Genomic DNA, 11161 nt, shown 5'->3' with positions numbered 1-11161 from the left:
GGACGGGGAATGGGCAAGTTGCCGCTCCTGAAGAGGGATCAAGGAGGTGCAGGCCCCCTGGGGGGGCCTTGTGCTTCATTATAGGAGCTGCTGCAGGTCATTCAAATTGCATCGGTCTCTCCTAGGCCTGCCGCCGGCTGCAAGCAGAAAAAACCCCGCCGCGGCGGGGTTGTAAGCGGAGTCAGCGCAGCTGTTTCCACAGGAAGGCGTATTCCATCGCGGCGATGCGCGCTTCCTCGTCGTGGTTGGCCGCCGCGCCGTGGCCGCCCTCGGTGCGCTCGTAATAGCGGACGTCGGCGCCGATCTGCTTCATGGCGGCGAACATCTTGCGGGCGTGGCCGGGGTGGACGCGGTCGTCCAGCGTCGAGGTGACGAACAGCGTGGCCGGATACGGTGTGCCCCGGCGGATGTTCTGGTACGGCGAGTACTTGCGGATATAGGCCCAGTCGGAAGGCTTGTCCGGATTGCCGTATTCATCCATCCAGCTGGCGCCGGCCAGCAGCTTGTTGAAGCGCTTCATGTCCAGCAGCGGCACCTGGCAGACAATGGCGTTGAACAGCTGCGGGTACTTGGTCAGCATCACGCCCATCAGCAAGCCGCCGTTGCTGCCGCCTTTGATGCCCAGATGATGCGCGTCGGCGATGCCGCGGCGCGCGAGATCCCTGGCGATCGACGAGAAGTCGTCGTAGGCTTTTTGCCGATGCTGCTTGCGCGCCGCCTCGTGCCAGGCCGGGCCGTATTCGCCGCCGCCGCGGATATTGCCCAGCGCGTAGACGCCGCCCTTCTCCAGCCACGCCTTGCCCAAAGTGCCGCTGTAGTAGGGCGTCATCGACACTTCAAAGCCGCCGTAGCCGTAGAGCAGGGTGGGGTTCTTGCCGTTCAGTTTCAGGTCTTTGCGCGCCACCACGAAATAGGGCACTTTGGTGCCGTCATCGGAGCGGGCGAAGAACTGCTTGATCTGGTAGCGGCTGGCGTCGAAGAAGGCCGGCTGCTGTTTCAGCAGCTCGCGCGCGTCGCTGCCGGCATGGGCCAGCGACAGCGTGGTCGGCGTCAGGAAGTCGGTGAAGGTGAAGAAGTAGTCGTCGGAGCTGTCGTTGTCCACCGGGCTGACGTCTATGCTGCCATAGCCTGGCGCGGTCACTTGGCGCGATTGCCATTTGCCGTCCACCACTTTCCATTCCACCAGCCGGCTCTTGACGTTGTCCAGCACGGTCAGGATCAGCGCGTTGCGGGTGCTGGCGTTGCTGGACAGCGAGGTGGTGGCGGTGGGTTGGAACAGCGGGGTGAAGTCGCGCTTGCCCTGCTGGTAGTCGTCCGCGCGTATCGCCAGCAGGCTGCCGGACTTCCAGCGGCGGCCGGCCACTTTCCAGTCCTGGCGGGGTTTCAGCAGCAGCCAGGGGCCGTAGAAGCCGGCCTCCACGTGGCCGGGCTTGTCCAGCTTCTGCCACTGTTCGCCCTGCTTCAGATAGGTGTCATTGCTGAAGAAGCTGGTGCCCTGGCTGATCAGGTCGTAGTGATGGCCGGCGGTGTCGATATGGCTGGCGTTGACCGAGATGTCGGTGCGCTTTCCCTCGAACAGGGTGCGGGCGGCGCTCAGCGGCTGGCCGCGCTTCCATTCCTTGACGATGCGCGGGTAGCCGGAGTCGGTCAGCGTGTCCTTGCCGAAATCGGTGCTGACATACAGCGTGTCGCGGTCTTTCCAGTTGACTTCGCTCTTGGCTTCCGGCACCAGGAAACCGTCGCCGACGAAGCGCTTGCCGGCCAGGTCGAACTCCCTCACCACCGCGGCGTCGCCGCCGCCGCGGCTCAGGCGGAGCAGGCAGCGGTCTTGCTGCGGCTTGACGCAGTCGGCGCCTTGCCATACCCAGTTTTCCTTTTCATCCTTGGCCAACTTGTCCAGGTCCAGCACGGTCTCCCAGGCCGGGCTGGCCTTGCGGTATTCGTCCAGCGTGCTGCTGCGCCACAGGCCGCGCGGATGTTCTGCGTCGCGCCAGAAGTTGTAGTAGCGGTCGCCTATCTTCTCGATGCCGGGGATGCGCGCGCCGGAGTTGAGAATGGACAGGATGTCCTGTTTCAAGGGCTGGAAATCCTGCCAGTGTTCCACTTCTTTGCTGGTGGTGGCATTTTGCTGGTGTACCCATTGCAGGGCATCCTGGCCTTGTACGGCCTCCAGCCACAGATAGGGGTCGTCGGCCGCATGGCATTGCGCGGCCAGCATCAGAGCGGCGGCGAGCAATTTGGTCTTCATGATGTTCTCCTGAGTGCGGAGCCCTTGCCGCCGGCGGAGCCGGCGTGCAGCGCGTCCTGTTGTCGCGGCGAGCCGCTTGCGGCGGCGGCCAGTCCCAGACTGTAGCGCGTTTCAAATCCTACTGTCATCACCGCGCCGCGACGGTTCTCCCTGCCTCTTGCTTGGTATATGCCTTGATGGCTACGCCCAGAGACTTCCGATGCCGGCGTGGTGTGCGGTGGCCGGGCATGGCCCTGTCACGTTTGAGCAGGCTCCCGCCTGGCTGGCGGAATGGGATAGCGGCTTGCTGAACGCCGCCGCTCCCCTGTTACGCCATTGGCGAGGCTCATTCTCCCCCGCCCATACTGTGGGTCTGCGGTCTTCCCGCGGCAAGCTCCGCTCCAGCTAGCCGGCTATCCGGAACAGCGCATCCTCCCGCCCGCCCGGCGCGACGAACTGCATGCCGACCGGCAAACCCGATGCCGCGTCCTGAAAAAGCGGAACCGACATGGCCGGCGATCCGGACGCGTTGAAGACCGGAGTGAAAGGCGAACTGCCCATCACCCGCTCGGTCCACTGCTGGCCGTCCATCGTTTCCGCGCCAACTGCATAGGCAGGGGCCAGATCCGGCAACGTCGGCGTCAAAAGCAGGTCGTAGCGCGTGAAGAACGCCGCAACGCTACGGGCGACCGCATTGCGCAGATCGAGCGCCCGCACTATTTCGGTTCCACGGATTTCGCGTCCCGTTCGATAAACCACGAGCGTCTGCGGCTTTAGCGTCGCCAGATCGACCTTGCGTTCCATCGCGGCCGCCATGTCGTCAACCCGGGCGGCGATGTTGACGGCCGACAGCGCCGAACTGGCGCCAAGGGAAGCTCGCTTCTTCCATGACATGGCCGAGGGATGGATGCCGCGGTGCGCTTTCCGTCCCAGGAATGGGGCATGACGCCGATGCGCAGATTGCCAGGGTCGGCGCCGATTTGCGAAAGATAACCGCCAGCGGGCCTTGAGATGGAGAAAGGCCCTGCGCAGTCCGCTCCGTGCACCGCGTCGACGAGCGCGGCGTTGTCGCGCACCGAACGGCTCACGTCCAGCTGCGCGGCCAGGCGATTGATCGCCTCGTCCTGCGCGGGTCCATCGGAAACACGGCCGCGCGTCGGCTTGAGTCCGGATACGCCGCGGTCGAGCTGTTCTACAGCGGGCGAAGGCGTAGCCTGGGGAGAGCGTCGCGGCGCAATGAAAAAGCCCCGCGGATCGGCGGGGCTGGAGAGTAGCTTATAGCGCGGGGTAGTCGGTATAGCCTTCCGCGCCGCCGCCGTAGAAGGTTTCCGGCTTGGGAGGGTTAAGCGGCGCATTGCGTTTCAGCCGCTCCACCAGGTCGGGGTTGGCGATGTAGCTGCGGCCGAAGGCGGCAGCGTCGATATAGCCTTTCTTCAGCAACGTTTCGGCCTTCTCCGCGGTGTAGCCGCCGGCGCCGACGATCACGCCCGGGTAGCGCTGGCGCAGTTCGGCGCGGAAGGCGTCGTCCAGCGCCGGGCCGCCGGCCCAGTCCGGTTCGGAAATGTGCAGGAAGGCCAGCTTGCGCTTGGCCAGCTGTTCTGCCAGGTACAGCGCCATTTCCAACTGGTCGGTGTTGGACACGCCGTTGAAGATGCCCAGCGGCGAGATGCGGATGCCGACATGGCCGGCGTCCCATTCCGCCACCACCGCGTCCACGACCTCTAGCAGGAAGCGGGCGCGGTTTTCCACGCTGCCGCCGTACTGGTCGGTGCGGACATTGGCTTGCGGCGACAGGAACTGGTCCAGCAGATAGCCGTGGGCGCCGTGGATTTCCACCAGGTCGAAGCCGGCGCGGCGCGCGTTGTCGGTGGCGCGGCGGTAGTCTTCCAGGATGTCGTCGATTTCCTCGATCTCCAGCGCGCGCGGGGTGTCGCACTGTTCGCGCACCAGGCTGCCGTCGGCGGCGCGGATATTGGTGCGGCTGTCGGCCTGGATGGCGGACGGGCCCACCGGCGCGTCGCCGTTAGGCTGCAGCGAACGGTGCGAAATGCGGCCGGTGTGCCACAGCTGCAGCGCGATCTTGCCGCCGTCCCGATGCACGGCCGCGGTGACTTCGCTCCAGGCCCTCACCTGCTCTTCGCTGTAGATGCCGGGCGCGCCGGCATAGCCCTTGGCGGTGGCGGAGATGTGGGTGCCTTCGGCCACGATCAGGCCGGCGCTGGCGCGCTGACGGTAGTATTCCTTGGCCAGCGGGCCCGGCACGTCGCCCGGCTCGATGTTGCGCAGGCGGGTCAGCGGCGCCATCGCCACGCGGTTGGCCAGGGTGACGGCGCCCATTTGCAGCGGCGTGAACAGTTTGTCGGCTTGCATGTCTTGGTCCTCAAAGAATGGGGTGATGGCTTACTGCTCGAATCCGAAGCCCTGGCGGCGCGCGGCCGGCGCCACCTGGGGGAAGTACACCTGGCGGTAGTAGCGGGCGGTATTGCTGGTCCACGCTTCGCCGTCGCCGCGGCCAATGTCCTGCCAGTGGCGCTGCAGGATCCGATCATAGTCGGCGATGTGGCCGGCGAGGCCTTCGGCCTGGTAATGCTCGGTGTGGACGAAACTGGCGCGCGGCAGGCGCGGCTTTTGCTCGCCGTCCTGATCGGTGTGGCCCAGCACCAGTCCCACCAACGGGAAGGTCAGCTCCGGCAGCTGCAGCAGTTCAATCATCGCCTGCGGATCGCGGCGGATGCCGCCGATCGGCACCACGCCCAGGCCGGCGGCGTGGGCGGCGGTCATCATATTGCCCAGCGCGATGCCGGCATCGACCGCGCCGACGGCGAACGCCTCCACGCTGTTGTGTATCACCTGCTCGGCGCCGGCCATTTCCACGCCCAGGCGGGTCTTGTGGAAGTCGATCACCACGGCGACGAATACCGGCGCTTGGGCGATCCAGGGCTGGCCGCCGGCGATCTCGGCGATGCGCTGGCGGCGTTCGGCGTCTCGCACCACTACCAGCGAGACCTGCTGGCCGTTGATGGAGGTGGGGCCTTTCCAGGCGGCGTCCAGCACCGCGTCCAGCGTTTCGGCGGCGATGGGCTTGTCCTGGTAGCTGCGCACGCTGCGGTGTTGCTGCATCAGTTGCAAGGTTTCGTTCATGACAACTCCATTTAGTAGACCAGTCGTCTAGTTTTTGTGTCAACAAAACCCGCTGCGCGCAGCGGGCATTCAGGGGATTAGCCGCCGCAGCTGACTGCGGACGGTATCTTCAACATGGCTTCGGTCAGCTTCAGCGCATTGAGCATCGGTTGGCCGGAACGTTGCACCTTGTACAGCAGGGCGCTTCCCACCCACAGGCTGTATAGGCTGGCGGCCAGTTCGTCCGCCGGCAGATGAACGCACAGGCTGCCTTCCTGCTGGCCGCGGCGGATGGCATCGGCCAGCCGCGCCATCACCCGGGCCATGCCTTCCGCCAGCGCCTCGCGCATCGGCTCGGACAGGTCGGATACCTCGGCGGCCAGTTTCACCGCCAGGCAGGTATGGCTTTGCGCATCGCAGCGGTGCTTGTTCACCCAGCCATCGAAATATTTGAGCAGGGCGTCGCGGGCCGGGCCTGTTTCCGGGCGCAGCAGTACAAGCAGCTGTTCGTCGTAGTTGAGGAAATAACGACGCAGCATCTCCACGCCATAGCCTTCCTTGGACTGGAAGTAATGGTAGAACGACCCCTTGGGCACGCCGGCGCTGGACAGGATTTCCGCCAGGCCGACAGCGGCAAAGCCCTTGCCCAGAATGATTTCTTCTCCTGTGGCAAGCAGGTGCTCACGGGTATCGGCGGTGTGATTGGCTCGTGACATGGATTGATACTACTAGACCAGTCGTCTAGTTTCAAGGCAGTTGATCATTTCTTCGGGCGGAATGTTGCGCAAAGCAGACAAGCATGCGGCGATGGCGGCCAGATTTGCCTGTTTGCGCGCGCTCGCCACCTGCTTGGCCTTCTCATTCGGGCTGGGCATCCCCCCGCAGTCGGCGGCCTTCGGCACGGAAGCGTACGTGTTCGGCGGCCGGCACCAGCGAACCACCGGTGGACCAGACGACATGGGTGGCGTTGGCAAGCAGATGGCCCAGTCCGTTGCGATCCAGATAGGCGCGGCCGGTTTCCGAGCGGCAGATCCAGGCCGGGCCGGGCAGACCGGCGGCCGCGGAGGGCTCCAGCTCGATGCCTTCGGCTTCGAACAGGCTGAGCAGCGCGGCGAACAGCTGCCTGTCTTCCACGGTAAACACGCCGGAGAGCAGGCTGGCCATCAAGGGACTGACCAGCGGGGAGGCCAGACCCACCGCCAGCCCGTCCGCCTCGGTGCGATTGTCCAGGCCGATGTCGTAGACTGACACCGGCGCGCCCAGCCCCGCCGCCAGTTGCACTAGCATGCAGGGCGCGGCGGCCGGCTCGGCGAAGAAGCAATGCACATGTTCGCCGAACAAGGTTTTCAGTCCCAAGGCGATGCCGCCGGGCGCGCCGCCGACGCCGCAGGGCAGGTAGACGAACAGTGGGTGTGCCGCATCCACCATGCGGCCGGCCTGCTGCAATTGGTCCGCCAGTTCCCGGGCAGCGGTGGCGTAGCCCAGGAACAGTTCCAGCGAGTGTTCGTCATCGACGAAGTGGGTCGTCGGGTCGGCCAGGGCGGCGGAGCGGCCGGCGGCCACCGCCTGCGCATAGTCGCCAGCGTGTTCCACCACTTGCACGCCGTGGCGGCGCAGCCGCTCCTTCTTCCATGCTTTCGCGTCCACCGACATGTGGACCACGGCGCGGAATCCCAATGCCGCGGCGATCAATCCTATGCTCATGCCCAGATTGCCGGTGCTGCCGACCATCACCGCATGATGGGAGAAGCATTCGCGCGCGGCGGGCGAGGCCAGCGCGGCGCGGTCGCCGGCTTCGTCCAGCAGGCCGTGGCGCTGGGCGATGGATTCCGCCAGCGCCAATACCTCGTGAAAGCCGCCGCGAGCCTTGATCGAGCCTGCCACCGGCAGCGCGTGGTCGGCCTTGAGCAGCCACATGCCTTCTCGCGCGGCGTCGCTGCCTTGGGCCTGCTGCAGGCTCGCCAGCGGCAGCAGCGGCGACTCGATGGCGCCGCCGTTGCCGGCCAGCTGCGGAAATAGTTTCGCCAGCAGCCCCCGGCAGCGTTGCAGCCTGGCGCGGGCGGACTCTATGTCGGAAGGCGCCGGCTGCGGCGGCACGGGGGCGGATCCCGCATTGTCGTTCAGCCATAGCATGGCCTGTTTGGACAGAAGTCTGGCGGATAGCGGGCTAGGAAGGTGCTGGCTCATGGCGGCGGCGGAGAGTGGGATACCGGCAAATCCTATAAGGACAAGCGGCGGGCGGGAAGCGATAATTGCTGCTTCTATCATTAGCCAGGCTAATGCCAATGCTCGATTCCTCCGTGCTCGGCGCGCTGAAAAGCTTCGAAGCCGCCGGGCGCCTGCTCAACTTCACCCGGGCGGCGCAAGAGCTGCATCTCACTCAGGGCGCGGTGAGCCAGCAGATCCGCAATCTGGAAGACCGCCTGGGATACCGGCTGTTCCTGCGTGGCCGGCGCGCGCTGTCGCTGACGGAGAAGGGGACCGTGCTGCTGCAGACCGTGGCCCGGTCGCTGGACGAGATCGAGCGGACGCTGGCGCGCTTGGGCGCTGACGCCGCGCCGTTGCGGCTCAGCTGCGTGCCTTCCTTCGCGCTGTGCTGGCTGATGCCGCGACTGACCGAGTTTCAGCGCCTGGCGCCGGACGCGCCGCTGCGCATGCTGGCCGAATTCCAGGCGTGGGACGGCCTGGCGGAGGGGCCGGGGGGCGCGGACATTTCGATCCGCTACGACACCGCGTGCTGCGCCATCGCGCAAGCCCGGCCGCTGTTGGACGAATACATGATGCCGGTGGCCACGCCCGCCTACCTGGCGAGCCATCCGGCCTTCGCCGCCGGCGAATCCATCGCAGGCGTCGCGATGCTGCACGACGCCTCGCCATGGGCCGGAGCCGGGGATTTTGCCGAATGGCGCGTGTGGCTGGCGGCGGAGCGGCCAGACTGGCTGCCGATGCTGGGCGGCGCGCAGTTCAACCTGTCCAGCCTGGCTCTCGGCATGGCGTTGAATCACCAGGGCGTGGCGATGGCGCGCAGCGCGCTGGTGTGGGATGAGCTGCGGAGCGGCAGGCTGGTGGACGTGTTTGGCCGGTGGGTGGCGTCGCCGGCGCGCTACATGCTGCTCAGCCGCGATCCCTTGCGGCGGGAGACCCGAGTATTCACGGACTGGATGACGGCTGTCTGCAAACGCTTCGACGCCGAACGCAGACAGGCGTTGTGGCCTGGAAGCCAAGCTTTACCGGAAGCGTGACCGTCGGGCGGTGGGGGCCTGGGTTCGGATAGACTTGGCGAAATATTTGTTATGTTATAACATTTATATGTTACGGTGTAACATGATAATTTATTTCGATGGATGGGACTGGCCAGCGTGGCGGAGGCTGCGGCAAGCGCCAGCCTGCGGCTTTCAAGGAAAATCCGATGCAGAAACTTCCCGTCACCGTATTGTCCGGCTTCCTCGGCGCCGGCAAGACCACCTTGCTCAACCATATCCTCAACAACCGCGAGGGTCGGCGGGTGGCGGTGATCGTCAACGACATGTCCGAAGTCAATATCGACGCCCGGCTGGTGCGCGAGGGTGGTGCCCAATTGTCGCGCGCCGAGGAAAAACTGGTGGAGATGAGCAATGGCTGCATCTGCTGCACCCTGCGCGAAGACTTGCTGCTGGAAATCGGCAAGCTGGCGCAGGCGGGGCGTTTCGACTACCTGCTGATCGAATCCACCGGTATTTCCGAACCGTTGCCGGTGGCGGAGACTTTCACGTTCCGCGACGAGCAGGGGCAGAGCCTGTCCGATATCGCCCGGCTGGATACCATGGTGACGGTGGTGGATGCCTTCAACTTTCTGCGCGACTACGGCTCGCGCGCCAGCCTGTCCGAGCGCGGCGAAAGCCTGGGCGAGCAGGATGATCGCACCGTGGTGGATCTGTTGGTGGAACAGGTGGAGTTTTGCGACGTCATCGTGCTGAACAAGACCGATCTGGTGGGCGAGGACGATCTGGCCCGGCTGGATGGCATGCTGCGCGCGCTCAACCCGCGCGCCGACATCGTGCGCGGCGCGTTTGGCGCGGTGCCGCTGGCAAGCGTGCTGGACACCGGCCGCTTCGACTTTGAAGCCGCCGCCGAAGCGCCGGGCTGGCTGGCCGAGCTGCGCGGCGAGCATCTGCCGGAAAGCGAGGCTTACGGCATCGCCAGTTTCGTCTACCGCGCGCGGCGGCCGTTCCATCCGCAACGGTTGTGGCGGTGGCTGGCGCGCGAATGGCCGGGGGTGGTGCGCTCCAAGGGCTATTTTTGGCTGGCCAGCCGGCCGGATTTCGCCGGGATCTGGTCGCAGGCCGGCGCCGTGGTCCGCCACAGCCGGGCCGGATTGTGGTGGGCGGCGGTGGATCGCCAGGATTGGCCGCGGGATGAGGACAGCCTGGCGATGATAGCGGCGCGCTGGCGAGAACCCCATGGCGACCGCCAGCAGGAATTGGTGCTGATCGGCGCCGGGATGGATCAGGCGGCATTGACCGCCGGCTTCGACGCCTGTCTGCTGAATGACGCGGAGATGGCCGAGGGCGAGCTTGGCTGGCTGCGTCTGTCCGATCCGTTTCCCGCCTGGGCGGATGCCGAGGAGGCGTCATTGCCGGCCTGATGACGGTGGTCCGGGATCAGTTCTGGCTGGCGAGTGGCTTGTACATCAGCGTGGTGGCGTCCAGCTGGCGGCCATGCACGTCCAGCGCGAAGCCGGGAATCACGCCGGCGATTTGATAACCCAGCGCCCGGTACAGCGGCTCGGCCTTGTCGCCGCTGCGGGTGTCCAGGGTCAGCAGGCAGCGGCCCCGCGCGAGGGCGTGCTCTTCCGCCGCGCGCATCAAGGCCTTGGCTATGCCCTGGCGGCGGTTGTCGGGATGCACCATCAACTTGCATATTTCGGCGCGGTGCGGCTGATTCGGCGGCGTGTCGCAGTCCAACTGCACGCTGCCTACCAGTTGTTCCCGCAAGAATGCCGCCAGCAGCAGGCGGCCATCGCACCGCAGGGCCGGCAGCGCCTTGTTTTGCCAGAAGCCGGCCGCATCCTCGCGGCGGAACGGCAGGATGAAATTGAGGCTGGCGCCGTCCCGCACGCAGGCGCGCAGCAGTTCCGCCAGTTCCGGCAGCAGGGCTTCGGCTTGTTCGGCGCTGAGTGTCACGATTTCCAGCTTGGCCATGGCTTGTTGCCTCATACGATGAACAGCAGATAGCGCGCCGGCGCGTCGCCGGTGCGAAAGGCGCTGGCACCGGATAGCCGATAGCGCAGGCAGTCGCCGGCCTGCAGCCGGTAGCTTTGCCCGTCCACGCTGATTTCCAGGCATCCGTCCAGCATCAGCAGGTGGTGTTCCAGCCCGCGGCGCGGCGGCGCGTCGTAGCGGATGTCGCAGAACGGCGGCAGCTCGCATCGCAGCACCTCGCCGGCCAGGCCGCGCGCCGGCGGCGAGACCGAATGGCGGCGCTGGCCGCTGGCGGGGTCGGTCCACAAGGGCTGGACGGCGGCTGGCAGCAGCGGCGTAAATTCGTCTTCCACCATGCGCATCAATTGCGACAGCGCCAGGCCGTGGGCGGCGCATAATTTGCCCAGCGCGGCGGCGGTAGCGCTGACTTCGGCGTTTTCCAGCCTCGACAGCGTGGCCCGGCTGAGCCCGCTGCGCCGCGCGAGCTCGTCCAGCGGCCAGCCGCGCGCGCGGCGCAGCGCTTTCAACCTGTCGGCGATCTGGCGGTCAAGGTTGGGATTGTCGGTGTTTTCCATATATGGAAATATATTTCACAAGTGGAAATCATGGCAAGGGATAAGGAGGCAATCCGCGC

11 protein-coding genes are annotated in these 11161 nt (G+C 66.0%); 2 read left to right on the top strand and 9 right to left on the bottom strand.

Annotation, left to right across the window (positions count from 1 at the left end):
- Positions 1–181: 181 nt before the first annotated feature.
- From BI344_RS00495 to BI344_RS00465, 7 genes are all read right to left on the bottom strand, one after another.
- Positions 182–2248: a prolyl oligopeptidase family serine peptidase gene (locus BI344_RS00495; RefSeq protein ID WP_071111025.1), complete on the bottom strand. Its 2067-nt coding sequence runs from the start codon at positions 2246–2248 to the stop codon at positions 182–184.
- Positions 2245–2376, bottom strand: coding sequence for a hypothetical protein (locus BI344_RS25700; RefSeq protein ID WP_275637133.1), 132 nt, complete (start codon positions 2374–2376; stop codon positions 2245–2247). The genes BI344_RS00495 and BI344_RS25700 overlap by 4 nt, the downstream gene beginning before the upstream one ends.
- A gap of 256 nt (positions 2377–2632) precedes the next feature.
- Positions 2633–3121: an amidase family protein gene (locus BI344_RS24660; protein ID WP_071111024.1), complete on the bottom strand. Its 489-nt coding sequence runs from the start codon at positions 3119–3121 to the stop codon at positions 2633–2635.
- Between the two features lie 381 nt (positions 3122–3502).
- Positions 3503–4597, bottom strand: a complete 1095-nt coding sequence (gene nemA / locus BI344_RS00480) for an alkene reductase (RefSeq protein WP_071111022.1) — start codon at positions 4595–4597, stop codon at positions 3503–3505.
- Between the two features lie 30 nt (positions 4598–4627).
- Complete coding sequence (locus BI344_RS00475; RefSeq protein WP_071111021.1) at positions 4628–5368, bottom strand: NADPH-dependent oxidoreductase; 741 nt, start codon at positions 5366–5368, stop codon at positions 4628–4630.
- A gap of 77 nt (positions 5369–5445) precedes the next feature.
- The gene (locus tag BI344_RS00470) at positions 5446–6063 is read right to left on the bottom strand and encodes a TetR/AcrR family transcriptional regulator (protein WP_071111020.1); all 618 of its coding nucleotides are present in this window, start codon (positions 6061–6063) and stop codon (positions 5446–5448) included.
- A 142-nt stretch (positions 6064–6205) separates the two neighbouring features.
- Complete coding sequence (locus tag BI344_RS00465) at positions 6206–7534, bottom strand: D-serine ammonia-lyase (protein WP_071111019.1); 1329 nt, start codon at positions 7532–7534, stop codon at positions 6206–6208.
- A 98-nt stretch (positions 7535–7632) separates the two neighbouring features.
- Here BI344_RS00465 and BI344_RS00460 point away from each other — a divergent pair, with 98 nt between their 5' ends.
- The gene (locus BI344_RS00460; protein ID WP_095210764.1) at positions 7633–8589 is read left to right on the top strand and encodes a LysR family transcriptional regulator; all 957 of its coding nucleotides are present in this window, start codon (positions 7633–7635) and stop codon (positions 8587–8589) included.
- 167 nt (positions 8590–8756) lie between these two features.
- Positions 8757–9971 carry a zinc metallochaperone GTPase ZigA gene (gene zigA, locus BI344_RS00455; protein WP_071112006.1) on the top strand — a complete coding sequence of 405 codons (1215 nt, stop codon included), beginning with the start codon at positions 8757–8759 and terminating at the stop codon, positions 9969–9971.
- 16 nt (positions 9972–9987) lie between these two features.
- On the opposite strand, the gene BI344_RS00450 is transcribed toward zigA, so the two are convergent.
- Together BI344_RS00450 and BI344_RS00445 are read right to left on the bottom strand one after the other, a co-directional pair.
- Complete coding sequence (locus BI344_RS00450) at positions 9988–10527, bottom strand: GNAT family N-acetyltransferase (protein ID WP_071111017.1); 540 nt, start codon at positions 10525–10527, stop codon at positions 9988–9990.
- An 11-nt stretch (positions 10528–10538) separates the two neighbouring features.
- A complete protein-coding gene (locus BI344_RS00445; RefSeq protein ID WP_071111016.1) occupies positions 10539–11102 on the bottom strand; it encodes a helix-turn-helix domain-containing protein in 564 nt (187 codons plus the stop codon).
- Positions 11103–11161 lie beyond the last annotated feature (59 nt).

Source organism: Chromobacterium sphagni, from assembly GCF_001855555.1.
Taxonomy (GTDB): domain Bacteria; phylum Pseudomonadota; class Gammaproteobacteria; order Burkholderiales; family Chromobacteriaceae; genus Chromobacterium; species Chromobacterium sphagni.
Note: the sequence above shows the minus strand (reverse complement) of the source record. Positions and strands in the feature narration are given on the sequence as shown.

What these genes read in the sequence shown, in the direction of transcription:
- BI344_RS00495 (WP_071111025.1), bottom strand. Translation starts at nt 2,248, where the DNA reads ATGAAGACCAAATTGCTCGCCGCCGCTCTGATGCTGGCCGCGCAATGC.
- BI344_RS25700 (WP_275637133.1), bottom strand. Translation starts at nt 2,376, where the DNA reads ATGACAGTAGGATTTGAAACGCGCTACAGTCTGGGACTGGCCGCCGCC.
- BI344_RS24660 (WP_071111024.1), bottom strand. Translation starts at nt 3,121, where the DNA reads ATGTCATGGAAGAAGCGAGCTTCCCTTGGCGCCAGTTCGGCGCTGTCG.
- nemA (WP_071111022.1), bottom strand. Translation starts at nt 4,597, where the DNA reads ATGCAAGCCGACAAACTGTTCACGCCGCTGCAAATGGGCGCCGTCACC.
- BI344_RS00475 (WP_071111021.1), bottom strand. Translation starts at nt 5,368, where the DNA reads ATGAACGAAACCTTGCAACTGATGCAGCAACACCGCAGCGTGCGCAGC.
- BI344_RS00470 (WP_071111020.1), bottom strand. Translation starts at nt 6,063, where the DNA reads ATGTCACGAGCCAATCACACCGCCGATACCCGTGAGCACCTGCTTGCC.
- BI344_RS00465 (WP_071111019.1), bottom strand. Translation starts at nt 7,534, where the DNA reads ATGAGCCAGCACCTTCCTAGCCCGCTATCCGCCAGACTTCTGTCCAAA.
- BI344_RS00460 (WP_095210764.1), top strand. Translation starts at nt 7,633, where the DNA reads ATGCTCGATTCCTCCGTGCTCGGCGCGCTGAAAAGCTTCGAAGCCGCC.
- zigA (WP_071112006.1), top strand. Translation starts at nt 8,757, where the DNA reads ATGCAGAAACTTCCCGTCACCGTATTGTCCGGCTTCCTCGGCGCCGGC.
- BI344_RS00450 (WP_071111017.1), bottom strand. Translation starts at nt 10,527, where the DNA reads ATGGCCAAGCTGGAAATCGTGACACTCAGCGCCGAACAAGCCGAAGCC.
- BI344_RS00445 (WP_071111016.1), bottom strand. Translation starts at nt 11,102, where the DNA reads ATGGAAAACACCGACAATCCCAACCTTGACCGCCAGATCGCCGACAGG.